The following is a 23,437-nucleotide window of genomic DNA, read 5'->3' as shown; positions in this document are numbered from 1 at the left end:
CCTCGTGAAGCGTCTCCGCCTGCTCCCGATCGCCATCGTCCCCGCCGTCGTGCTGGGACTCGCCGCCTGCTCCGGCTCCGGTTCGAACGGGTCCTCGGCCTCGCCGACCCCGTCGGCCAGTGCCACGGCCTCGGCGATCACCTCCTGCCCCGACCCGGGCAAGTCGTCAGACGCCATCAAGGCGACCGGGTCGTTCGGTGGTCCGAAGGCCCCGACCGTGAAGTTCTCGTCCGGCCTGTCCGCGAAGACGCCGCAGGCCACCCGCCTCGTGAAGGGCAAGGGCGCGGCGCTCGACGAGGGCGACTACGCGCAGGTCTCCTACAGCGTGTACGAGGCATCGGACGCCAAGAAGCTCGGCACCGTCGGCTTCGACGAGGGCAACCCGCAGGTGCTCTCCGTCGGCGGATCGGGCTTCGGCGCGCTCCTCGCCTGCTCGAAGGTGGGCGACCGGGTTGCCGCGGTCGGACAGTCCTCGGCACTCGGCTTCAACACCGGCGGTGAGATCGTCGTGGTCGCCGACGTCGTCGCGCAGACCCCGACCAAGGCGACCGGTACCCCGCAGGACCAGGACCCGGGCCTGCCCACGGTCAAGGACAAGGCCTCGGGCGAGCCGGAGATCACGGTCCCCGACGGCGTCAAGGCGCCCACGAAGACCACGGTCGAGGTGCTCAAGCAGGGCGACGGCACCGAGATCGCCGACGGCGACACCGCACTCGTGCAGTACAAGGGCGTCGTCTACGACACCGGCAAGGAGTTCGACTCCTCGTGGTCGAAGGGTGTCCCCACCACCTTCACCGTGTCGGAGAGCGCGCTCATCAAGGGCTTCGTCACCGGGCTCGTCGGGCAGAAGGTCGGCTCGCAGGTCCTGATCGTCGCCACGCCGGAGGACGCCTACGGCGCGAACCCGCAGGAGGGCTCGGGCATCCCGAAGAACGCCACGCTCGTCTTCGTGGTCGACATCCTCGCCAAGGGCTGACCGTGACGGACGGCCGCCTCGGCACCACCGGTCCGGACCGTCGGCGGATCGTCGTCCTCGGCAGCACCGGCTCGATCGGCACCCAGGCGCTCGACGTCGTCGCCCGCAACCCCGACCGGTTCGAGGTCGTCGGGCTCACCGCCGGCAGCAACCGCGACCTGGTCGCGGAACAGGCCGCCCGGTTCGGCGTCCACGACACGGCGTTTGGCGCGGCCGACTCGGAGCAGCTCGTCCGGAGCGTCGAGGCCGACGTCGTCCTGAACGGCATCACCGGCTCGGTCGGCCTCGGCCCGACGCTCGCGGCGCTCGAGAGCGGTGCCGTGCTCGCCCTCGCGAACAAGGAGAGCCTGATCGTCGGCGGCTCCCTCGTGCAGCAGGCCGCGGCGCCCGGGCAGATCGTGCCCGTGGACAGCGAGCACTCCGCGATCGCGCAGGCGCTGCGCTCCGGCGCCGACGCCGAGGTGCAGCGGCTCGTCCTGACGGCGAGTGGCGGTCCGTTCCGTGGGCGCACCCGCGAGCAGCTCCGTGACGTCACCCCCACCCAGGCACTGGCGCACCCGACCTGGGACATGGGTCTCGTCGTCACGACGAACTCCGCGACCCTGGTCAACAAGGGGCTCGAGGTCATCGAGGCCCACCTGCTCTTCGACGTGCCGTACGACCGCATCGACGTCACCGTGCACGCGCAGTCGATCGTGCACTCCATGGTCGAGTTCGTCGACGGCTCCACCATCGCCCAGGCGTCGCCGCCGGACATGCGTCTGCCGATCGCGCTCGGCCTGGCCTGGCCGGACCGGGTGCCCGGCGTCGGCGTGCCGCTCGACTGGACGGCCGCGAGCACGTGGACGTTCGAGCCGCTCGACCAGGACGCCTTCGGCGCCGTCGCCCTCGCCAAGCGGGTGGGCGAGCTGGGCGGGACGTTCCCGGCCGTGTTCAACGCCGCGAACGAGCAGGCCGTCGCCGCGTTCCACGCTGGCGCGATCGGTTTCCTGGACATCGTCGACACGGTCGAGCGCGTCGTCGAGGAGCACACCGCGGGGGAGCCGTCCCTCGACGGCGTGCTCGCGGCGGAGCAGTGGGCCCGCACCGCTGCGGACCGCGCGCTGACCCGCTGACGCGAGTCGCGCCTCCCGTCCGACGCGGAGGCGGCAGACCGCGGACGTGACGCACCGGCCTGGAGGCCCAGATCACCTCTCAGACGGCGCTCGGCTCCGTCATGGAATCAGTCCCGTACTCTTTCCCGGTGACCGTCGAATCCGTCCTGCTCTTCGTCCTCGGCGTGGTCGTCTTCATCATCGGCCTGCTGGTCTCGATCGGACTCCACGAGCTGGGGCACCTGTCCTTCGCGAAGCTCTTCAACGTCAAGGTGACGCAGTACTCACTGGGCTTCGGCAAGGCGATGTGGTCGTTCAAGCGGGGTGAGACCGAGTATGGGATCCGCCCGATCCTGCTCGGTGGGTACATCTCGATGGTCGGCATGCTCAAGCCGCGCGCCTCGGGCCGGGCGAACGCCATCACGAACACCGGCATGTACGGCGCGTTCGTGCAGGACGCCCGCCAGGCCAGCGCCGAGCAGATCGCGGACTCCGGCGGTGACGACTCCCGTGCCTTCTACCGCCTGACGCCGTGGAAGCGGATCATCGTGATGGTCGCGGGCCCGGCGATGAACCTGGTCATCGGCATCGTGCTGTTCGGTGTGCTGCTGTGCGGGTTCGGGGCGCCGACGACGACCTTCACGTCGAGCGTCGGGTGCGTGCTGCCGAACAGCCAGACGACCGAGTGCTCGCCCGGCGACGCGGTGTCCCCGGCGAAGCAGGCCGGCATCGAGTCCGGCGACGTCGTGCTCTCGGTGAACGGCGAGCAGGACCCCACGATCACCCGCGTCTCCGAGGTCTTCCAGGAGTCCGCCGGTGAGCAGGTCACCGTGGTCGTCGAGCGCGACGGTGCCCGGAAGACCCTCGAGATCACCCCGACGACCGCCACCCGCGACGTCTACGACGCCGAGGGCAAGGTCGTTAAGAACGACGACGGCACCACGAAGACCCAGCGCGTCGGCGTGGTCGGCGTCAGCATCGGGCAGTCCCTGGTGCGGCAGTCCCCGGCCGAGGTGTTGCCCGCGACCGGCGCCCAGATCGCGGCGTCGGCGCACCTGATCATCGACCTGCCGCAGCGTCTGGTCGCCGTGTGGAACGCCGCGTTCGGTGCCCAGGAGCGGTCGCAGGACAGCCCCGTGTCGGTGGTGGGCGTGGGCCGCGCGATCGGCGAGGTCTCGTCGATGAGCGGCGTCCCCGTCGTCGACAAGGCGTACACGATCCTCGGGCTGCTGGCCTCGCTCAACATCGGCCTGTTCGTGCTGAACATGGTGCCGCTGCTGCCGCTCGACGGCGGACACATCGCGGGTGCGCTCTGGGAAGCGATCAAGCGACGGTCGTTCAAGCTCGTCGGCAAGGCGGACCCGGGGCCCATCGACCTGGCGAAGACGATGCCGCTGACGATGGTCGTCGTGGTGCTGTTGGCGGGCATGAGCGCGCTGCTCATCTACGCCGACATCGTGCGGCCGGTGAACCTGTTCGGGTAGTCGCTCCGGCGCTACGCTCAGCGGATGACCACAGCCGCCCCGAACCCTCCCGAGGTTCGCACCGTCGAGCGCCAGGGCCTCGACGTCATCGCCGAGTCCGATCGGAAGGGCACCCCACGTGGACTGTTCTGGCCGTGGTTCGCCGCCAACATCTCCGTGCTCGGCCTGAGCTACGGCTCCTTCGTCCTCGGTTTCGGCATCTCGCTGGCCCAGGCGACGATCGTCTCGGTGATCGGGGTGGTGTTCTCGTTCCTGCTGTGCGGCGTCGTCGCGATCGCCGGCAAACGCGGGTCCGCGCCGACGATGGTGCTGAGCCGCGCGGCCTTCGGGGTCCGCGGCAACCGGGTGCCGTCGTTCCTCAGCTGGGTCCTCACCGTCGGGTGGGAGACGTCGCTCGCCGCCCTGGCGGTCCTGGCGACCTCGACGGTGTTCACCGAGCTCGGCTGGGACGGCGGGGTGCTGACGAAGATCGTCGCGCTCATCGTGGTCGCCGCACTGATCGTCGGAGCCGGCATCGCCGGGTTCGACGTCATCATGCGCCTGCAGACCGTGATCACCGTCGTCACCGCCGTGTTGACCGTCGTCTACATCGTGCTCGCCGCGCCGACCATCGACTTCGCAGCGCTCGGTGCCCTGCCGTCCGGCAGCGGGCAGAACGTCATCGGGGCGCTCGTCCTCGTGATGACCGGGTTCGGACTCGGCTGGGTGAACGCCGCCGCTGACTACTCGCGGTACCTGCCACGGAATGCCTCGACGGGCGGGGTCGTCGGCTGGACGACGTTCGGCGGTGCCCTCGCACCGGCGGTCCTCGTGGTGATCGGCGTGATGCTTGCAGGGTCGTCACCGGACCTGAACGACGCGATCGGAGCCGACCCGATCGGCGCGCTCACGACGCTGCTCCCGGTCTGGTTCCTCATCCCGTTCGCGATCGTGGCGATCCTCGGGCTCGTCGGGGGAGCCGTCCTCGACATCTACTCGTCGGGCCTCGCACTGCTGAGCGTCGGCGTGAAGATCTCGCGTCCGGCGGCCGCGGGCGTCGACGGTGTGATCATGGTCGCCGGTGCGGTCTACGTCGCCTTCTTCGCGCAGGACTTCATCTCGCCGTTCCAGGCCTTCCTCGTGACCCTCGGCGTCCCGATCGCGGCGTGGGCCGGGATCTTCGTCGCCGACGTCCTGCTCCGTCGACGCGCCTACGCGGAAGCCGAGCTCGACGACCGCCGCGGGCGCTACGGCGACGTCCGGTGGCTGCCCATCGCGCTCGTCGTGCTCGGTACCGTGCTCGGGTGGGGCCTGGTGACGAACACCTACGGCGTCCCGGCCTGGCTCAACTGGCAGGGCTACCTGCTCGGCCCGTTCGGCCTCGGTGGCCGCGAGGGGCCGTGGGCCTACGCGAACCTCGGCGTCCTCGTCGCCTTGGTCGTCGGGTTCCTCGGCACGCTGCTGTTCGCTCGCGGCTCGATCCGCCGCCAGGAAGCACTCGCCACCCCGGACGACCTGCGATGAGCGCGGAGATCCCCGACGACGCCTGGCTCGTGGTCATCGACATGCAGCAGGTCTTCACGGGCGAGAACCCGTGGGCCGCCCCGCGCTACGACCACGCCGGCGCCGGCATCGAGCGGCTCCTCCCGCGGTTCACGGGCCGCACGGTCTTCACCCGCTTCGTGGCTCCGGCGGAGCCCGAGGGTGCGTGGGTGCCGTACTACCGCGACTGGCCCTTCGCACTGGTGCCGGAGGCCGACCCCCTGTACGCGCTCACCGAGCCCTTCGCGTCGGCCGCCGCGGACCGGAACGACCCCGTCGTGACGGAACCGACCTTCGGCAAGTGGGGGACGAGCCTCCAGTCCGTCGTCGGCGACCACCCGCACCTGGTGCTCACGGGAGTGTCGACCGACTGTTGCGTGCTGTCGACCGCGCTGGCCGCGGCCGACGCCGGTGCGTCGGTGACCGTCGTGGCGGACGCCTGTGCCGGCGCCAGCGACGAGGACCACGACCGAGCGCTCGCGGTGATGCGGCTCTACGCCCCGCTGATCACGGTCGTCGACTCGGTCCGGGAGCTCTGAACAGACGCACGGGGACCGGACCCGGCACGGTCAGACCGAGCGCGTAGAGTGCTCACGTGCCCGCAGTCAACCTCGGTATGCCCAAGTCCCCCGAAACCCTCGCTCCGCGTCGCAAGTCGCGGCAGATCCGGGTCGGCAAGGTGCTCGTGGGCGGCGACGCCCCGGTGTCCGTTCAGTCGATGACCACGACGCAGACCACCAACATCAACGCGACGCTGCAGCAGATCGCTGAACTCACGGCCTCGGGCTGCGACATCGTCCGGGTCGCCGTGCCCACGCAGGACGACGCCGACGCGCTGGCGATCATCGCGAAGAAGTCGCAGATCCCCGTGATCGCCGACATCCACTTCCAGCCGAAGTACGTCTTCCAGGCGATCGACGCCGGCTGTGCCGCCGTCCGCGTCAACCCGGGCAACATCCGCAAGTTCGACGACCAGGTCGGCGCGATCGCCAAGGCCGCCAAGGACGCAGGCGTCTCGCTCCGCATCGGCGTGAACGCGGGGTCGCTCGAGCCGAGCCTGCTGCAGAAGTACGGCAAGGCCACCCCCGAGGCGCTCGTCGAGTCCGCGGTGTGGGAAGCCTCCCTGTTCGAGGAGCACGACTTCCACGACTTCAAGATCTCGGTCAAGCACAACGACCCGATCGTGATGGTCAAGGCCTACCGGCAGCTCGCCGCCGCCGGTGACTGGCCGCTGCACCTCGGCGTGACCGAGGCCGGCCCGGAGTTCCAGGGCACGATCAAGAGCGCCACCGCGTTCGGCATCCTGCTGGCCGAGGGCATCGGCGACACCATCCGCGTGTCGCTCTCCGCCCCGCCCGCGCAAGAGGTCAAGGTCGGCCTGCAGATCCTGCAGTCGCTCAACCTGCGCGAGCGCAAGCTCGAGATCGTCTCCTGCCCGAGCTGCGGTCGCGCGCAGGTCGACGTCTACCAGCTCGCGAACGACGTCACCAAGGGGCTCGAGGGCATGACCGTCCCGCTCCGCGTCGCCGTCATGGGCTGCGTCGTGAACGGCCCGGGCGAGGCGCGCGAGGCCGACCTCGGCGTCGCTTCGGGCAACGGCAAGGGGCAGATCTTCGTCAAGGGCCAGGTCGTCAAGACCGTGCCCGAGGCCGAGATCGTCCAGACGCTCATCGACGAGGCGAACCGCATCGCGGACGAGATGGGTCCGGCCGCCGCCACCGGCACGCCCCAGGTGATCATGGCGCCGTAGGCGCGACCACCCTCCGACCGGAGGCCCGGTGCCAGCTGGCACCGGGCCTCCGGTCCGTCGTCGTGCGGTACCGGCACTGGTGCCATCGCCGGTCGGTACGGTGCGCGCTTCGCGCTTCCGTGCCGCGTTGATCGCCCCGTGCGAGCCTGCCGGCGCGCACGCAGCGGCCGCCGCCGCACCGGCCGATGAACCTCGCACGGTGCGGCTCCGCTCCGCGTCGCCGGCGGCGCCCGCGACGCGCGTGCCGGACCGGGGAACGCCGCGGAGGCTCGCTGCGGCTGCTCGACGCGCGTCCCCTCCGCACGGTGCGGACTTCGCGAGCGGCCGCCGGATTGACCGCCCCGTGCGAGGCTGCAGGCGCGCACGCAGCGGCTGCCGCCGCACCGGCCGACGAACCTCGCACCGTGCGGCTCTGCTCCGCGTCGCCGACGGCGCCCGCGGCGCGGCCGACGCGGGCGACGCACCGCGGACCGGCTCGGAGGCCCGCTGCGGCTGCTCGACGCGCGTCCCCTCCGCACAGTGCGGACTTCGCGAGCGGCCGCCGCGTTGATCGCCCCGTGCGAGCCTGCAGGCGCGCACGCAGCGGCTGGTGGCGCACCGGCCAGCGAACCGCGCACCGTGCCGAACCGCGCCGCTCGCGCCCAGCGGCGGGGACACCGCAGCGAACCCGCGCCGTCGGCCCGTCGCCACTAGGCTTGCCCCGTGGTCACACGGCTTTCGCATCTGTTCCTCCGTACGCTCCGCGACGACCCCTCCGACGCCGAGGTGACGAGCCACAAGCTGCTCGTCCGCGCCGGGTACGTCCGTCGCCAGTCCCCGGGGATCTTCGCCTGGCTGCCGCTCGGCCTCCGGGTGCGCGCCAAGATCGAGGCGATCATCCGCGACGAGATGGTCGCAGCCGGTGCGCAGGAGGTCCTGCTGCCCGCGCTCCTGCCCCGTGAGCCGTACGAGGCGACGAACCGCTGGACCGAGTACGGCGACGGCATGTTCCGCCTGCAGGACCGCAAGGGGTCCGACTACCTGCTCGCCCCCACGCACGAGGAGATGTTCGCGCTCCTGGTGAAGGACCTGTACTCGTCCTACAAGGACCTGCCGGTCACGCTGTTCCAGATCCAGGACAAGTACCGCGACGAGGCCCGGCCCCGCGCCGGACTCCTGCGCGGCCGCGAGTTCACCATGAAGGACGCGTACTCGTTCGACCTCACCGACGAGGGCCTCGAGCGCAGCTACCAGGTCATGCGGGACGCGTACGAGAAGATCTTCGCCCGCCTCGGCCTCGACTACGTCATCGTCAAGGCCGACGCCGGCGCGATGGGCGGCTCCAAGTCCGAGGAGTTCCTGCACCCGATCGGCGTCGGCGAGGACACCTTCGTCCGCAGCGCCGGCGGCTACGCGGCCAACGTCGAGGCGTACGTCACCCCCGTCCCCGAGTCGCTGCCGATCGAGGGCCAGCCGGAGCCCGTGCTGCTGCCGGCGTCGGACACCCCGACGATCGACACGCTCGTCGCCCACGCGAACCAGGTCGCGCCGCGCGAGGGTGCGCCGTGGACCGCGGCGGACACGCTGAAGAACGTCGTCCTCGCGCTCACCCACCTCGACGGCACGCGCGAGGTCGTGGTCGTCGGCCTGCCCGGTGACCGTGACGTCGACCTGAAGCGCGCCGAGGTGTCGTTCGCCCCGGCCGAGGTCGAGGCCGCCGGCGACGACGACTTCAAGAAGCACCGGGGCCTGGTGAAGGGCTACATCGGCCCGCAGGTCCTCGGCGCCGACAGCGCCACCGGCCTGCGCTACTTCGTCGACCCCCGTGTGGTCGACGGCACGAGCTGGATCACCGGCGCCAACGAGCGCGGCGTGCACGTCTCCGGCCTCGTCGCCGGCCGTGACTTCGTGGCCGACGGTGTCGTCGAGGTCTCCGACGTCCGTGCCGGTGACCCGTCCCCGGACGGCTCCGGCCCGCTCGAGACCGCGCGCGGCATGGAGATCGGGCACGTCTTCCAGCTCGGCCGGAAGTACGCCGAGGCGCTCGGTCTCAAGGTGCAGGACGAGAACGGCAAGCTCGCGACGGTCACGATGGGCTCGTACGGCATCGGCGTGACCCGCATCCTCGCGATCCTGGCCGAGTCCCACAACGACGAGAAGGGCCTGGTCTGGCCGAAGAACGTCGCGCCGTTCGACGTGCACATCGTCGCCACCGGCCGTGACCAGGTCGCCTACGAGCTGGCGGCGTCCGTCGTCGCCGAGCTCGAGGGCGAGCGGTTCGACGTGCTGTACGACGACCGCCCCAAGGTCTCGCCCGGCGTGAAGCTCCGTGACGCCGAACTGCTCGGCATGCCGATCGTCGTCGTCGCCGGTCGCGGCGCCGCCGAGGGCGTCGTCGAGCTGTGGGACCGCGCGACCGGCGACCGCCGCGACGTGCCGGTGGCCGAGCTGCTCGACGCGGTCCGCGTGATCTAGACGCGACCCCTGACGGACGGGCGTGCCCCGCTCAGCGGTGACGCGCCAGCGTCACGCGGGGCGCGCCGACCGAGCCTGCGAGGGAGGGGTGCGACGTCGCCACGGGCCTCCTGTCCGTCTCCTGGTTCTGGGGTACGCTTGTGGCCGACTTCTGCGCAGTTCCACCCCGCAGGAGCGACTCATCTGAATACGGAGGCATCTCGGTGAAGATCGATCTCGCAGTCCTGCGACTCATGGAGCGCGAGCGGGAGATCCCGTTCGACGAGCTCGTCCAGATCATCGAATCTGCCATCCTGACCGCCTACCAGAAGCACGCCGACGAGAACGGCGAGCCGGCCCACGCGCAGTCGCGTGTGGAGCTCGACCGCAAGTCCGGCGAGGTCAGCGTCTACGTCCCCGAGCTCGACGACGAGGGCACCGTCATCGGTGAAGCCGTCGACCAGCCGAGCGACTTCGGACGCATCGCGGCCTTCGCGGCGAAGCAGGTCATCAACCAGCGCCTGCGCGACATCGGCGACGACAAGATCCTCGGCGAGTTCCGCGGCAAGGAAGGCGACATCGTCGCGGGCGTGGTCCAGCAGGGCCCGAACCCGAAGATGGTGCACGTCGACCTCGGCACGATCGAGGCGATCCTGCCGCCCGAAGAGCAGGTGCCGGGGGAGTCGTACAAGCACGGCTCCCGCATCCGCGTCTACGTGACGAGCGTCGCCCGTGGCAACAAGGGCCCGCAGATCATCGTGTCGCGCACCCACCCGGGCCTCGTCCGGAAGCTCTTCGCACTCGAGGTCCCGGAGATCGCGTCCGGCGTCGTCGAGATCACCTCGCTCGCCCGCGAGGCCGGCCACCGCACGAAGATCGCCGTCAAGGCGAACGAGCCCGGCGTGAACGCGAAGGGTGCCTGCATCGGCGAGCTCGGCGCACGTGTCCGTGCGGTCACGAACGAGCTCGGTGCCGAGAAGATCGACATCGTCGACTACTCGTCCGACCTCGCATCGTTCGTCGCGAGCGCCCTGTCGCCGGCCAAGGTGACGAGCGCGTTCGTGCTCGACGCCTCGACGAAGGCCGTCCGCGCGCTCGTGCCGGACTACCAGCTGTCGCTCGCGATCGGCAAGGAAGGGCAGAACGCCCGCCTCGCCGCGAAGCTCACCGGCGCCCGCATCGACATCCAGCCGGACTCCATCCTGGACGGCGAGGACTAGGACGATTTCGCTCCCGGCGCGCCCTGCGAGGGCGCGCCGGATCGCGCACGTCCGAGGCAAGGAGTAGAGTGGTTCCCGTCAGAACGTGCATCGGCAGTCGTCGTCGCGCTTCCCGATCCTCCCTCCTCCGAGTCGTCGCCCTGAGCGATGGCCGTGTCGTGGCGGATCCGAAGGCAGTCATGCCGGGCCGGGGAGCGTGGCTCACACCGACCGTCGATGCCTACGATCTGGCCGTCAAGCGCAGGGCTTTCCGCCGTGCGCTCCGGTTGGATCGCGATCCCGACACGTCCGCGGTGCTCGACCACATCGTCGGTCTCCCACAGGAACCGGCCGAGCGCCCGGACATGACAGAACAGGCTGAACGGCTTATGGACAACTGATGAGCGGCTCGAAATGAGACCCGTCATCCATTGAGTCCTGCCCCTTCACGGGGTGGGACCCGTGAAGGAGAACAGTGGCTAAACCACGCGTACACGAGATCGCAAGCGAACTCGGCGTCGACAGCAAGACCGCACTCGAGAAGCTCAAGGAGCTCGGCGAGTTCGTCCGGGGTGCCAGCTCGAGCATCGAGCCCCCCGTGGCACGGAAGCTCCGTGCCGCCCTCCAGGCAGACGGCGCCCCCGCGGCGAAGCCCGCCGCCGCGGCCTCCGCGCCGAGCGCACCCGCCAAGGCCAGCGCGCCGAAGTCGAGTGCACCCAAGCCCGGCGGTCCCCGTCCGGGTCCGGCTCGTCCGGCACCGGCTCCCGAGCCCGAGGCCCCGGCAGCACCCGCTGCCGACGTCCCCGCACCGGCCGCACCGAAGTCCGTCGCCCAGCGACAGGCCGAGGCCGAGGCCGCGCAGAAGGCCCGTGCCGAGAAGCAGGCCGCTGAGAAGCAGGCCGCCGAGCAGGCAGGCGGGTCGACCGACGCTGCTCCGAAGTCCGACGCCGTGAAGCCGGGCACCAGCCCGAAGGCTCCCGCGGCAGCCGGTCCGAAGCCGGGTGGCCCCAAGCCCGGTGCACGTCCGGGCAACAACCCGTACTCGTCGAACCAGGGCATGGGCTCGCGCCCGCCGCGCCCCGGCAACAACCCGTACTCGTCCAACCAGGGCATGGGCCAGCGCCCGGCCGCCGGCGCAGCCGGTGGCGGTGGCATCCCGCGTCCGCAGCCCCCGCGTCCGGGCACGCCCCGTCCGGGTGCTCCGCGTCCGGGTGGTCCCGGTCAGGGCAACCGTCCCAACGGCTTCGGGCAGCGCCCGGGCCAGGGTGGTGGCCGTGGCGGCCCCGGTGCCCGTCCGGGTGCCGGTGGCGGTGCCGGTGGCGGCTTCCCGCGTCCGGCCTTCAGCGGCCCGCGTCCCGCCGGTGGCGGTGGCCGTGGTCGTGGCCCCGGTGGTGGTACCGCCGGTGCGTTCGGTCGCGGTGGCGGCAAGAGCCGTGCCCGCAAGTCGAAGCGGACGAAGCGCGCCGAGTACGAGATGCGTCAGGCCCCGTCGCTCGGCGGTGTGCAGGTCCCTCGTGGCGACGGCAACACGGTCGTCCGACTCCGTCGTGGTGCGAGCATCTCGGACTTCGCGGACAAGATCGACGCCATGCCCGGCAACCTCGTGACGGTGCTGTTCCACCTCGGTGAGATGGCGACCGCGACCGAGTCGCTGGACGAGGCCACGTTCGAGGTCCTCGGTGACGAGCTGGGCTACAAGATCCAGATCGTCTCGCCCGAGGACGAGGACAAGGAGCTCCTCGAGGGCTTCGACATCGACCTCGACGCAGAACTCGAGGACGAAGACGACGACGTGCTGCAGCAGCGGCCGCCGGTGGTCACCGTCATGGGTCACGTCGACCACGGCAAGACCCGCCTCCTCGACGCGATCCGCAACTCGAAGGTCGTCGAGGGCGAGGCCGGTGGCATCACCCAGCACATCGGTGCCTACCAGATCGTCGCGCAGCACGAGGGCATCGACCGCCCGATCACCTTCATCGACACCCCGGGTCACGAGGCCTTCACGGCCATGCGTGCCCGTGGTGCCCAGGTGACGGACATCGCGATCCTCGTGGTCGCGGCGGACGACGGCATCATGCCGCAGACCATCGAGGCGTTGAACCACGCGCAGTCGGCCGGTGTGCCGATCGTCGTCGCGGTCAACAAGATCGACAAGGAAGGCGCGAACCCCGCCAAGGTCCGCCAGCAGCTCACCGAGTACAACCTGGTGGCCGAGGAGTACGGCGGCGACGTCATGTTCGTCGACGTGTCGGCGCGGCAGAACATCGGCATCCAGGAGCTCCTGGACGCCGTGCTGCTCACCGCGGACGCCGGTCTCGACCTGCGTGCGAACCCCGACAAGGACGCCCGTGGTGTCGCGATCGAGGCCCGGCTCGACAAGGGTCGCGGTGCAGTCGCCACGGTCCTCATCCAGTCCGGCACGCTCCACGTCGGTGACGCCATCGTGGCGGGCACGGCCTACGGTCGAGTCCGTGCGATGACGGACGAGAACGGGGTCGCGGTCAAGGCCGCGACGCCGAGCCGTCCGGTCCAGGTGCAGGGTCTGTCCTCGGTGCCCCGCGCCGGTGACACCTTCCTCGTCACGGAAGAGGACCGCACGGCGCGTCAGATCGCTGAGAAGCGTGAAGCCGCCGAGCGCAACGCCCTGCTGGCGAAGTCGCGCAAGCGCATCTCGCTCGAGGACTTCACCCGTGCGCTCGAAGAGGGCAAGGTCGAGTCGCTCAACCTCATCATCAAGGGTGACGTCTCCGGTGCCGTCGAGGCACTCGAGCAGTCGCTCCTGGACATCGAGGTCGACGACAGCGTCCAGCTCCGCATCCTGCACCGCGGTGTCGGTGCGATCACGGAGTCGGACATCGACCTCGCCACGATCGACAACGCCATCGTCATCGGCTTCAACGTCCGTCCGGACGTCAAGGCCCGTGAGCGTGCGGCGCGCGAAGGCATCGACGTGCGCTTCTACTCGGTCATCTACAACGCACTCGACGACATCGAGCAGTCCCTCAAGGGCATGCTCAAGCCCGAGTACGAAGAGGTCCAGTCGGGCGTCGCCGAGATCCGCGAGGTGTTCCGTTCCTCGAAGTTTGGCAACATCGCGGGTGTCATCGTCCGCTCCGGCACGATCACGCGCAACGCCAAGGCGCGCGTCATCCGCGAGGGTGTGGTGGTCGCCGATGGCCTGGCCATCGAGTCACTGCGTCGCTTCAAGGACGACGTGACCGAGGTCCGCACGGACTTCGAAGCCGGTATCGGTCTGGGCAAGTTCAACGACATCCAGATCGGCGACGAGGTCGAGACGACCGAACTCGTCGAGAAGCCGCGCGACTGATCGCGTGACTCCTCTGGGCCCCGGCCTCCCCACGCGGGAGGCCGGGGCCCGACCCCTTTCCCACGCAGGACCACCGGCGGGAAGCGTCCCGCCACTGCCTCAGGAGGCACCCAATGGCCGATCCGCAGCGCGCACGCAAGATGGCGGACCGCATCAAGGAAGTCGTCGCACGTCGACTCGACAAGGGTCTGCGGGACCCGCGACTCGGGTTCGTCACGATCACCGACGTCCGTGTGACCGGTGACCTGCAGCACGCGTCGATCTTCTACACCGTCTACGGCACCGACGAGGAGCGTGCGGACTCCGCCGCGGCGCTCAAGGCCGCGACCGGCATGCTCCGGTCCGAGGTCGGCAAGAACATCACCGCCCGGCTCACGCCGTCGCTCGAGTTCATCGCCGACGCCCTGCCCGAGACCTCGGCGCACATGGAGGACCTGCTCGTGCAGGCCCAGGTGCGCGACGAGCAGGTCCGCGCAGCCTCGGTCGGTGCGACGTACGCCGGGGACGCCGACCCGTACAAGCGCGACGAGGACGACGCCGACGACGACGCGGCCGAGACCGACGGCTCCGCCGAGCCGCGTTCCTAGACCCCGGGCAGCTGGTAGCCGCTCGCGTCGTCCCCGACGGCTAGTCCGTCACGCAGGAGCGACGCGAGCGCCCGGTCCCGTTGGTCGGCGTCCGGCCACACCGGTTCGATCTCGGACCGGGTGACCGGCACGTCGCTGGCGCGCAGCTCGGCCATGATCAGGCCGCGCACCTGGCGGTCACTGCCGGCGAACTTCGCCTGCCGCGGAGCCCTCGGCCCGTCGTGCTCCGGGTACCCGGCCGCACGCCACGCGCAGCGGTCCGCGATCGGGCACGCATCGCACGCGGGGGAGCGGGACACGCACACGAGCGCGCCGAGCTCCATCACGGCGGCGTTCGTGACAGCTGCGTCGTCGCGGTCCGCCGGCAGCACGGACTCCATCAGCGGGAGGTCCTGCTTCGCCTTCGCCGGCCCGGGTTCGCCCTGGCCGAGGACCGCACGTGCGAGCACGCGGCGCACGTTGACGTCCACGACCGGGTGCCGGTCGCCGTACGCGAAGACCGCGACGGCGCGGGCGGTGTAGTCGCCGATGCCCGGCAGGGCGAGCAGGGCGTCGACGTCGCGGGGCACGACGTTGCCGTGGTGGGTCGCGATGGCGGTCGCCGCCGCGTGCAGCGCGAGCGAGCGTCTCGGGTAGCCGAGCCGGTCCCAGGCACGCACCGCCTCGGACGGGGGCGAGTCCGCGAGGTCGCGAGGCGTCGGCCACCGGGTGAGCCACGCCTCCAGTCGGGGGACCACGCGCGCGACCTGCGTCTGCTGCAGCATGATCTCGCTGACGAGCGTCCCCCACGCGGGGAAGCCGGGGCGGCGCCACGGCAGGTCCCGAGCCTGCTGCCGGAACCACGCGATCAGCGGGGTCGCGATGTCGGGCCGTTCCGGCGTGGTCGACTCCTGCACACCGCCTCGCGCGGTCGGTTTGTCCACATCCGGTCTGGAGGCCCGACTCGCGTTCACCTCGACAGCCTACGGTGGACGCATGGCACGCTGGGCACCCGAAGAGACCGACACGATGGCTGCGATCGCCGCAGAGGCGATCGCGCAGGTCGGCACGAACCGCACGGTCATCGGCGTCGACGGGCAGGACGGCACCGACCTCGAACGGGTCGCGGCCGCGCTCGTCACCGGTTTCGAGCGGCACGGTGTCTCCGCGATGGCCGCCGCCGCGCCGTCCGCCGACCAGGACACGCTCCGGTCCGACCTGGTGACGCCCTTCCGCACGACCGGAGCCGGTGACGGTGTCCTGATCGTGCACGGGCGGGGCATCCTGGCCCCCGGGGTCCGTACCCTGTGGCGCTGGTCGCTGTGGGTCGAGCAGGAGTCCGGCCGACTCGAGCGCCGCGCCGACGTGAAGATCGCGGCCTCCGCCGTGCTCGACGTCACCGATCCCGAGCACCCCCGCCGCGAGTGGAACGACGCCTGCTGACCGGCGCTGGTAATCTCGCCTGGTGCTCGAAACCGCGCCGGACGGCATCCTCCTCGTCGACAAACCGCAGGGGATCTCCAGCCACCGGGTGGTCTCCATCGCCCGTCGGCGCCTCGGCCTGAAGAAGGTCGGCCACGCCGGCACCCTCGACCCCATGGCGACGGGGCTGCTGCTGCTCGGCATCGGGCCGTCCACCCGGTTGCTGACGCACCTGGTGGGCCTTGACAAGACCTACACGGCGACCATCCGGCTCGGTGTCTCCACGGACTCCGACGACGCCGACGGCACCCCGACCGCTGCTGTCGGTGTGGGAACTGCCGACGTCTCGGACGACGCCGTCGAGACCGCCGTCGCAGCACAGCGGGGCGTGATCGACCAGGTCCCTTCCACGGTCAGCGCGATCAAGGTCGACGGGCGCCGCGCCTACGACCTGGCGCGCAAGGGCGAGGCGGTGGAGCTCAAGTCCCGCACGGTGACCGTCTCGCAGTTCGACGTCACCACGCGGAACGAGCGGACCGTCGCCGTCGACGGCACCGACGTCGCCGTGGTGGACCTCGACGTCGTCGTGACCTGCTCGTCGGGCACCTACGTCCGCGCGCTCGCCCGTGACGTCGGCGCTGCCCTCGGCACCGGGGCGCACCTCGTCGCCCTCCGTCGGACCCGCGTCGGACCGTTCGACGTGCAGGACGCCATCGACCTCGAGGACGACGCCGTCGACGTCCGCGCCGCGCTCGCACGTCCGGCGGACATCGCCCGGCGACTCTTCTCGTCGGTGACGCTCGACGCAGCCTCGGCGAAGGACCTCACCGACGGCAAGCGTGTCGCGGCCGAGCACCCCGACTCGGACGGACCGGTGGCAGCGGTCACCGGGCCCGACGACCGGCTGGTCGGCCTCGTCTCCGTCCGCCGGGGGCTGCTCCGGGTCATCACGAACTTCCCGACGCCCGGAGCGTCGTCCTCCTCGCAGACCGGAGCCCGCGCGTGATCGAGTGGTACATGTGGGTGCAGCTGGTGCTCGCCGTCGTGGTGGGGCTCTTCGCGGTCGTCGTGGGGTTCATCGGCTGGAAGCCGAACGACTACACCGTCGGCGCCCTCGTGCTCATCGAGTTGCTGCTCCTTGCGCAGGGCGTCATCTCGATCGTGCTGCCGGCGACGGGCAGCCCGCCCGACGGCAACGCGCTCGAGTTCGGCGTGTACGCCGTGTCGGTGCTGCTCGTCCCACCGGCCGCGGTCGTGTGGGCACTGATCGACCGCACGAAGTGGAGCACCGTGGTGCTCGGCGCGGGGGCCTTCACCGTCGCGGTGATGGTCTACCGGATGTACCAGATCTGGTTCGCGCTGAACTGACGCCGGAGGTCATGCGCGCAGCCGCGCGTCGGTAGAATCGGTGCAATGGCGACCAGATCCTCACTCGCGACCGGCATCGGCCGCGTCCTCATCGCCGTGTACGGCATCCTCGCGCTGGCGGCGACCGGACGCAGCGTCGTGCAGATCATCGAGAAGTTCTCGTTCGCACCGTTCGCGTACACACTCAGTGCCGTCGCTGCGGTCGTCTACATCGTCGCGATGATCGCCCTCATCGTGCCCGGCCGGTTCTGGTACCGGGTCGCCTGCGTCACGATCGTGTTCGAGATGACCGGCGTGCTCGTCATCGGCACCCTGTCGCTGTTCGACCGCCAGCTGTTCCCCGACGACACCATCTGGTCGTACTACGGCTTGGGCTACGCCTTCGCGCCGCTCGTGCTGCCGATCGCCGGGCTCTGGTGGCTCCGCAAGCACCACCGCACCGCGGTCACCGAGCCGTCGGCACCGGCTGCGTCCTCGTCCACCGCCCCGGCGAGCGAGTAGGAGCCACCGTGCAGTTCTACGAGGACACCGCCGACGTGGCGGACGGGTTCGGCCCGAGCGCCGTCACCATCGGCAAGTTCGACGGCGTGCACGTCGGGCACCGAGCCGTCATCGCACACCTCGAGCGTGCCGCCCGCGAGCACGACCTCGTGGCCACCGTGGTCACGTTCGACCGCCACCCGCTCAACGTCATCGACCCGCCGCACGTCCCGCCGGCCCTGACGAGCACCGCGCAGCGCCGCGAACTGCTCGAGGACGCCGGGGTCGACGCCACCCTGCTGCTCCGGTTCGACCAGGAACTGCAGTCGAAGTCGCCCGAGGCGTTCGTGTCCGAGATCCTCGTCGACACCCTGCACGCCCGGCTCGTCTTCGTCGGCAGCGACTTCCGCTTCGGTGCGAAGGGCGCCGGTGACGTCGCGCTGCTGCGGACCCTGGGGGAGCAGCACGGCTTCACCGTCGAGCTCATCGACGACGTGGACCTGATCGACGACGTCCGACCCGACGGTGAGCGCCGGGTGTCCTCCACCTGGATCCGGGAGCTCCTGGGCCAGGGCCGCGTGGCCGAAGCCGCACGACTCCTCGGGCGGGAACACGCCGTGCGGAGCGTCGTGGTGCACGGCAACCAGCGCGGCCGGGCGATGGGGTACCCCACCGCGAACCTCGACCCGGCGTGCGAGGGCTTCGTCCCCGCCGACGGCGTCTACGCCGCCCGGGTGTTGCACGAGGGCATCGTCTACCCGGCAGCGGTGTCGGTCGGCAACAACCCGACGTTCGAGGGTGTGCCGGCGAAGCAGATCGAGGCGCACCTGCTCGACGTCGACATCGACCTGTACGGCGATCGGATCTCGGTGCTCTTCGTGTCGTACGTGCGCGGCATGGTGAAGTTCTCGTCGATGGACGAGCTCGCCGCGCAGATGCGGCAGGACGACCTGGACATCCGGCTGCTGCTCGGACTGCCCGCGCCGGTCTGACCTGCCGAGCACACTGGTTCCCCCCGCACGACGACGCCCCCGTGACCGATCGGTCACGGGGGCGTCGTTCGTGGTTCGGAAGCTCAGCCGCCCAGGGCGTCGAGCCAGATCTTGCGGGCATCGAGGGCTTCCTGCGCGTCCTTGATCTTCCGGGCGTCACCGGTGGCCTGCGCCGCGGCGAGCTCGGACTGGAGCTTGCCGATCGCGTCTTCCAGCTGGCTCGCGAGGCCGTTCTGACGGGCCTTGCGCTCCGGGTTCGATTCCTTCCAGTGCGCGTCCTCGAGCCCACGGACGTGGTCCTCGATGGCACGCAGGCGGTCCTCGACCCGACGGACGTCACCGCGGGGGACCTTGCCGATCTCGTCCCAGCGCCGCTGGATGCCGGTGAGGGTCTTGCGCGCGGCGACCCGGTCGGTCGCCTGCAGGAGCGGCTCGGCCTCGGTCAGCAGGGCCTGCTTCGCCTCGAGGTTGGCGGAGAACTCTTCGTTCTCGGCTGCGCTCTCGGCGTGGCGCTGCTCGAACAGCACGTCTCCGGCGGCCTTGAAGCGTGCCCAGAGTGCGTCGTCGTGGCGCTTGCCGGCACGTCCGGCGTTCTTCCAGTCGTCGAGGAGCTGGCGGTAGTCCGGGATCGCGTCGGAACCGCGGGGCGCGAGGGCTTCGGCCTGCGCCACGAGCTCCTGCTTGCGGGTCCGGGCGTCACGGTGCTGTGCGTCCAGCTCGGAGTAGAAGGCACGACGGTGCTGGTCGACGGTGGACCGCGCTGCGCGGAACCGCTTCCACAGGTCGTTGGCCTCGTTCTTGGGGATCCGCGGCCCGTCGTGCTGGTGCTGCTGCCAGCGCGCGAACACGTCGTCGAGCTGCGCCGTGATCTGCTTCCACTGCGCGCGTGCGGGGTCCACCGCGGCGAGTGCCTCGGCTTCCTCGACCAGGGCGGTGCGGTGCGCCAGGGCGTCCTGCAGGGCCTGCTGCGCCTGCTCCGCCTGCTCCTTGGTGAGCGAGCCGAGCTGCTCGGCGAGGACGCCGACGCGGGTCTCGAGTGACTTGATGTCACCCACCACCCGCGCGTCGGCGACCAGGGCCGTCAGGTGCTCGACCGTCCGGGCGACGTCGTTCGCCGACGCACCGCGCTGGACGCGCTGCTCGGCGATCTTCACCTGCCCCTCGAGGTCGGCGTACTTCCGCGCGAAGTAGGCGAGGGCTTCTTCGGGGGTGGCGTCCGGGTACTCACCGACAGCACGTTCGGTCTCTTCGTACCGGACGTACACGGTCCCGTTCTCGTCGACCCGCCCCCAGGTCGTTGCTTCGTCAGATCCCACAGGTCTCGCCTCGATCGTGGTCGTGCATCGCCGACGTCACCGTCGGCACGGTCAGGTCGTCAGCCTATTGCACGGACGGGCTCCGCCGCCCGGCCGGTGCGACGGGTTGTGGACTACTTCTGCTCCGCGATGGTCGCGTCGGTGATCTTCGTCGCCACCTTCGGCTCACCGGTGCCGTCGCTGCCGGGGGACGCGATGCCCTTCGCGGCGATCTCCGACTCGAGCTCGGACAGACCGCTCGTGACCTTGCCGACGACCGTGTAGCCGCCCGTGGAGCCGTCGAGCGTGGTGTCCCCGTAGACGATGAAGAACTGCGTCGACTGCGAGTACGGGGAGTCCGACCGCGCGATCGCGATGGTGCCCTTCTCGTAGACGCCGTCCTCCGGCACGTTCTCGAGCGGGCCGTACTCGAAGCCGGCGTCGCCGGTGCCGTCGCCGTTCGCGGAGCCGCACTGCAGGAACTTCAGGCCGTCGCTGTCGGCGAGCCGGTGGCAGGTGGTGCCGTTGTAGAACTGCTCCCGGATCAGCGAGATCTCGGCACTCGTGGCCTGCGGCGCCTTGGCACCGTCCAGCTCGATGCCGAGGTCGATGCTCTTGTTGAGCGTGAGCGTGCCGGTCCAGGTCGCGCCCTTCGCGATCGACTTGCTCGGCACGTCGCCGGTGTTGGCGGCCGTGGCGCTGGCCGACGGCGTGGCCGTCGACGACGCGGAGGCGCTCGGGGCCGGGGCGTCCGACCCCCGCGATCCGGCGAAGGCGAGCTGCGACCCGGTGGCGAGGGCCGCGACGAGGACGAGGGCACCGGCACCGATCAGGTTGTCCCGCACGCGGCGGCGTCGCTGCCGCTCGTGGAGGCCCTGGCGGGCCTGGTAGAGGCGGAGGCGCTCGCGCGCCTCTCGGTTGTCACGCGCTGGGTTCTTCGGTGCCACGGTGCTGGTCTGCCCTCTCGTCGCAGTGTGCAACGAGCGTAGCCGAACGGTCACCACCACCACCTGGCGGGAGGCGCGGCCTGCGTCGGTGGACCGGCCTACGATTGCAGGATGGCAGCGGATCGTTCGGGAATGCACGCGCCCACCACGGGTGGTCGCGCCGGTCTCGCGCAGGGTTCCGTCCCGCTCGCCGTCCGGATGCGCCCCACCAGCCTCGACGAGGTCGCCGGTCAGCAGCACCTGCTCGGCCGGGGTTCGCCCCTGGTGCAGCTCGCCACCGGCACGCGTGAGAACCCCGGCGGGGTCTCCGTCATCCTGTGGGGACCGCCCGGTACCGGCAAGACCACGCTGGCGCAGGCCATCGCACGGCAGTCCGGTCGCGAGTTCGTCGAGCTCTCCGCCGTGACCGCCGGCGTGAAGGACGTGCGCGAAGTCATGGAGAAGGCCCTGACCCACCGCGACCTGTACGGGTCGACCACGGTGCTGTTCCTCGACGAGATCCACCGGTTCAGCAAGGCCCAGCAGGACGCCCTGCTGCCCGGCGTCGAGAACGGGTGGGTCATCCTGATCGCCGCCACCACCGAGAACCCGTCGTTCTCGGTCATCTCGCCCCTGTTGTCCCGCTCGCTGCTCCTGACGCTCAAACCGCTCACCGATCCCGACCTCGGCATGCTCGTCGACCGCGCGGTGGAGGACCCCCGCGGGCTCGGCGGTGCCGTCGTCCTCGGTGACGAAGCCCGCAGTGCGATCATCCGCCTCGCGTCCGGCGACGCCCGACGTGCCCTGACCGCGCTCGAGGCCGCGGCGGCGTCGGCCACCGCCGCGCAGGACGAGGACGACGACACCGTGCCCGTCGTCGACGCCGACACCGTCGCGGCCGCGGTCGACCGGGCCCTGCTGCGTTACGACCGACAGGGCGACGAGCACTACGACGTCATCAGCGCGTTCATCAAGTCGGTGCGGGGGAGCGACGTCGACGCGGCCCTGCACTACCTCGCCCGGATGATCGAGGCCGGCGAGGACTCCCGGTTCATCGCGCGCCGGATCATCATCTCCGCGTCCGAGGACATCGGCATGGCCGATCCCCAGGCGCTCCCCATCGCGGTCGCCGCGGCCCAGGCCGTCCAGCTCATCGGGATGCCCGAGGGGCGGATCCCGCTGGCCGAGGCCGTCGTGTACCTGGCGACGGCGCCGAAGTCGAACGCCGCCTACAACGGCATCAACCAGGCGATGGCCGACGTCAAGGCGGGGCGCATGGGCACGGTCCCGATGCACCTGCGCGACGCGCACTACGCCGGGGCGAAGCGCCTCGGGCACGGCAAGGGCTACGTCTACTCCCACGACGCCGAGCACGGGGTCGCCGAGCAGCAGTACCTGCCGGACGCACTCGAGGGCACCGAGTACTACACGCCGACGGCCAACGGCTACGAGCGCGAGGTCGGGCCGCGGCTCGAACGACTCCGGAAGATCACACGCGGGCACTAGTGGCGGTGCTTCTGCGCTCGCCCCGATGCTGCTAACATTGCCGGGCCTACGTCCTGGTCCTCGAGCACGGCTGCGTCGAGGACAGAGTGCCACTCCGGTGGTACGGGGGCAGAGGTTCGGACTGTAGCCGTCCGATCCCACAGGCTCATCCCTCTGGATCCCGTCGTCGGGGCCACCGGCACTCGCGTGCCCGGCCTCCGGTGAGTATTCAGTTCGAACAGAGAAAAGGACCCTGTGTCTACCAAGTCACGTACCCGCAGCAAGACCCGCCTGTCGCGCGCACTCGGCATCCCGCTGACGCCGAAGGCCGCCCGTTACCTCGAGAAGCGCCCCTACGGGCCCGGTGAGCACGGCCGTACGCGCCGTCGTGCGGACAGCGACTACGCCGTCCGCCTCCGTGAGAAGCAGCGTCTGCGCGCCCAGTACGGCATCCGCGAGAAGCAGCTCCGCATCGTCTTCGAAGAGGCCCGCAAGACGAAGGGCCTGACCGGTGAGAACCTGGTCGAGCTCCTCGAGCAGCGCCTCGACGCCCTCGTGGTCCGTGCCGGCTTCGCCCGCACCACCGCGCAGGCCCGTCAGCTGATCGTGCACCGCCACATCCTGGTCGACGGCAAGCTCGTCGACCGCCCCTCCTTCCGCGTCAAGGAGGGCCAGCTGATCCACGTCAAGGCGAAGTCCGAGTCGATGGAGCCCTTCCAGGTCGCCGCTGCCGGTGGCCACCAGGAAGTCCTCCCGAAGGTCCCGGGCTACCTCGAGGTCGAGATCGAGAAGCTCCAGGCCCGCCTCGTGCGTCGCCCGAAGCGCGCCGAGGTCCCCGTGACCTGTGAAGTGCAGCTCGTCGTCGAGTACTACGCAGCTCGCTGATCCACTGATCACACCCGAACGGCGGGTCGTCCTCTCGAGGGCGACCCGCCGTTCGGCGTTCCGGCACCGCCCTCCGCTTCGCAACACGCCGTCGTCTCGGCGACGCGCCTCCGGGTGCGCGAGACGCCTCCGGTTTCGGCGGCGACCTGCCGACACGACGGCGTCTTGCGGACGGGGACGCGCGGAAGTGCCCGGCGACTAAGCTTGTCCGGGCATGCACCGCCCGGGTGCAC

At 70.7% G+C, this 23,437-nt stretch carries 21 protein-coding genes; 18 read left to right on the top strand and 3 right to left on the bottom strand.

Annotation, left to right across the window (positions count from 1 at the left end; all coding sequences use genetic code 11):
* Window positions 1-4: 4 nt before the first annotated feature.
* The 11 genes from DEJ19_RS10585 (at window position 5) to rbfA (ending at window position 14,372) form a co-directional block, all read left to right on the top strand.
* The gene (locus DEJ19_RS10585; protein WP_071404621.1) at window positions 5-976 is read left to right on the top strand and encodes an FKBP-type peptidyl-prolyl cis-trans isomerase; all 972 of its coding nucleotides are present in this window, start codon (window positions 5-7) and stop codon (window positions 974-976) included.
* Between the two features lie 2 nt (window positions 977-978).
* A complete protein-coding gene (gene dxr / locus DEJ19_RS10580) occupies window positions 979-2,091 on the top strand; it encodes a 1-deoxy-D-xylulose-5-phosphate reductoisomerase (protein ID WP_111233005.1) in 1,113 nt (370 codons plus the stop codon).
* A gap of 128 nt (window positions 2,092-2,219) precedes the next feature.
* Window positions 2,220-3,554: a M50 family metallopeptidase gene (locus tag DEJ19_RS10575; protein ID WP_173034034.1), complete on the top strand. Its 1,335-nt coding sequence runs from the start codon at window positions 2,220-2,222 to the stop codon at window positions 3,552-3,554.
* A 24-nt stretch (window positions 3,555-3,578) separates the two neighbouring features.
* Window positions 3,579-5,057 (top strand): purine-cytosine permease family protein, encoded by a 1,479-nt coding sequence (locus DEJ19_RS10570; protein WP_111094227.1) that lies wholly within the window; start codon window positions 3,579-3,581, stop codon window positions 5,055-5,057.
* Window positions 5,054-5,614: a cysteine hydrolase family protein gene (locus DEJ19_RS10565; protein WP_110864592.1), complete on the top strand. Its 561-nt coding sequence runs from the start codon at window positions 5,054-5,056 to the stop codon at window positions 5,612-5,614. Before DEJ19_RS10570 ends, DEJ19_RS10565 begins: the two co-directional genes overlap by 4 nt.
* Before the next feature lie 56 nt (window positions 5,615-5,670).
* Entirely contained in the window at window positions 5,671-6,825 is a 1,155-nt protein-coding gene (gene ispG / locus DEJ19_RS10560) for a flavodoxin-dependent (E)-4-hydroxy-3-methylbut-2-enyl-diphosphate synthase (protein WP_173034028.1), read from the top strand.
* 702 nt (window positions 6,826-7,527) lie between these two features.
* On the top strand, window positions 7,528-9,279 hold the full coding sequence (locus tag DEJ19_RS10555) for a proline--tRNA ligase (protein ID WP_111233004.1): 1,752 nt from the start codon (window positions 7,528-7,530) through the stop codon (window positions 9,277-9,279).
* 203 nt (window positions 9,280-9,482) lie between these two features.
* Entirely contained in the window at window positions 9,483-10,478 is a 996-nt protein-coding gene (gene nusA / locus DEJ19_RS10550) for a transcription termination factor NusA (RefSeq protein WP_071414715.1), read from the top strand.
* Between the two features lie 68 nt (window positions 10,479-10,546).
* The gene (locus DEJ19_RS10545; protein ID WP_031259737.1) at window positions 10,547-10,858 is read left to right on the top strand and encodes a YlxR family protein; all 312 of its coding nucleotides are present in this window, start codon (window positions 10,547-10,549) and stop codon (window positions 10,856-10,858) included.
* A gap of 74 nt (window positions 10,859-10,932) precedes the next feature.
* Entirely contained in the window at window positions 10,933-13,785 is a 2,853-nt protein-coding gene (gene infB, locus DEJ19_RS10540; RefSeq protein WP_111233003.1) for a translation initiation factor IF-2, read from the top strand.
* 113 nt (window positions 13,786-13,898) lie between these two features.
* Window positions 13,899-14,372 (top strand): 30S ribosome-binding factor RbfA, encoded by a 474-nt coding sequence (gene rbfA, locus DEJ19_RS10535; protein ID WP_111233002.1) that lies wholly within the window; start codon window positions 13,899-13,901, stop codon window positions 14,370-14,372.
* Here the strand turns inward: rbfA and DEJ19_RS10530 are convergent.
* The gene (locus DEJ19_RS10530; RefSeq protein ID WP_502869777.1) at window positions 14,369-15,295 is read right to left on the bottom strand and encodes an iron-sulfur binding domain-containing protein; all 927 of its coding nucleotides are present in this window, start codon (window positions 15,293-15,295) and stop codon (window positions 14,369-14,371) included. The two genes, rbfA and DEJ19_RS10530, sit on opposite strands and share 4 nt — an antisense overlap.
* A gap of 52 nt (window positions 15,296-15,347) precedes the next feature.
* Here DEJ19_RS10530 and DEJ19_RS10525 point away from each other — a divergent pair, with 52 nt between their 5' ends.
* From DEJ19_RS10525 to DEJ19_RS10505, 5 genes are read left to right on the top strand one after another with little or no spacing between them, the layout of a single operon-like run.
* Window positions 15,348-15,794: a hypothetical protein gene (locus DEJ19_RS10525; protein ID WP_111100525.1), complete on the top strand. Its 447-nt coding sequence runs from the start codon at window positions 15,348-15,350 to the stop codon at window positions 15,792-15,794.
* 22 nt (window positions 15,795-15,816) lie between these two features.
* On the top strand, window positions 15,817-16,779 hold the full coding sequence (truB, locus tag DEJ19_RS10520; RefSeq protein ID WP_111100524.1) for a tRNA pseudouridine(55) synthase TruB: 963 nt from the start codon (window positions 15,817-15,819) through the stop codon (window positions 16,777-16,779).
* Complete coding sequence (locus tag DEJ19_RS10515; RefSeq protein ID WP_071403707.1) at window positions 16,776-17,141, top strand: hypothetical protein; 366 nt, start codon at window positions 16,776-16,778, stop codon at window positions 17,139-17,141. Before truB ends, DEJ19_RS10515 begins: the two co-directional genes overlap by 4 nt.
* A 45-nt stretch (window positions 17,142-17,186) precedes the next feature.
* Window positions 17,187-17,642 (top strand): hypothetical protein, encoded by a 456-nt coding sequence (locus DEJ19_RS10510; RefSeq protein ID WP_110891558.1) that lies wholly within the window; start codon window positions 17,187-17,189, stop codon window positions 17,640-17,642.
* Between the two features lie 8 nt (window positions 17,643-17,650).
* Complete coding sequence (locus DEJ19_RS10505) at window positions 17,651-18,613, top strand: bifunctional riboflavin kinase/FAD synthetase (RefSeq protein WP_111100522.1); 963 nt, start codon at window positions 17,651-17,653, stop codon at window positions 18,611-18,613.
* 83 nt (window positions 18,614-18,696) lie between these two features.
* On the opposite strand, the gene DEJ19_RS10500 is transcribed toward DEJ19_RS10505, so the two are convergent.
* A complete protein-coding gene (locus tag DEJ19_RS10500) occupies window positions 18,697-19,929 on the bottom strand; it encodes a DUF349 domain-containing protein (protein ID WP_110864584.1) in 1,233 nt (410 codons plus the stop codon).
* A 113-nt stretch (window positions 19,930-20,042) separates the two neighbouring features.
* Window positions 20,043-20,855, bottom strand: a complete 813-nt coding sequence (locus DEJ19_RS10495) for a peptidylprolyl isomerase (protein ID WP_111100521.1) — start codon at window positions 20,853-20,855, stop codon at window positions 20,043-20,045.
* 132 nt (window positions 20,856-20,987) lie between these two features.
* Between DEJ19_RS10495 and DEJ19_RS10490 the strand changes: the two genes are divergently transcribed.
* Together DEJ19_RS10490 and rpsD are read left to right on the top strand one after the other, a co-directional pair.
* Window positions 20,988-22,340, top strand: a complete 1,353-nt coding sequence (locus tag DEJ19_RS10490; RefSeq protein ID WP_084740335.1) for a replication-associated recombination protein A — start codon at window positions 20,988-20,990, stop codon at window positions 22,338-22,340.
* Window positions 22,341-22,574: 234 nt separating this feature from the next.
* Entirely contained in the window at window positions 22,575-23,204 is a 630-nt protein-coding gene (gene rpsD, locus DEJ19_RS10485; RefSeq protein ID WP_017887166.1) for a 30S ribosomal protein S4, read from the top strand.
* The last annotated feature ends 233 nt before the right edge of the window (window positions 23,205-23,437 follow it).

The sequence above is a fragment of the Curtobacterium sp. MCSS17_016 genome (assembly GCF_003234255.2).
In the GTDB taxonomy this organism is placed as follows: domain Bacteria; phylum Actinomycetota; class Actinomycetes; order Actinomycetales; family Microbacteriaceae; genus Curtobacterium; species Curtobacterium flaccumfaciens.
Note: the sequence above shows the minus strand (reverse complement) of the source record. Positions and strands in the feature narration are given on the sequence as shown.

Bases quoted from the DNA above. Each gene is read 5' to 3' on its own strand.
- DEJ19_RS10570 (WP_111094227.1), top strand. From the start codon at position 3,579: ATGACCACAGCCGCCCCGAACCCTCCCGAGGTTCGCACCGTCGAGCGC.
- DEJ19_RS10565 (WP_110864592.1), top strand. From the start codon at position 5,054: ATGAGCGCGGAGATCCCCGACGACGCCTGGCTCGTGGTCATCGACATG.
- rbfA (WP_111233002.1), top strand. From the start codon at position 13,899: ATGGCCGATCCGCAGCGCGCACGCAAGATGGCGGACCGCATCAAGGAA.
- DEJ19_RS10525 (WP_111100525.1), top strand. From the start codon at position 15,348: ATGGCACGCTGGGCACCCGAAGAGACCGACACGATGGCTGCGATCGCC.
- DEJ19_RS10510 (WP_110891558.1), top strand. From the start codon at position 17,187: ATGGCGACCAGATCCTCACTCGCGACCGGCATCGGCCGCGTCCTCATC.
- DEJ19_RS10490 (WP_084740335.1), top strand. From the start codon at position 20,988: ATGCACGCGCCCACCACGGGTGGTCGCGCCGGTCTCGCGCAGGGTTCC.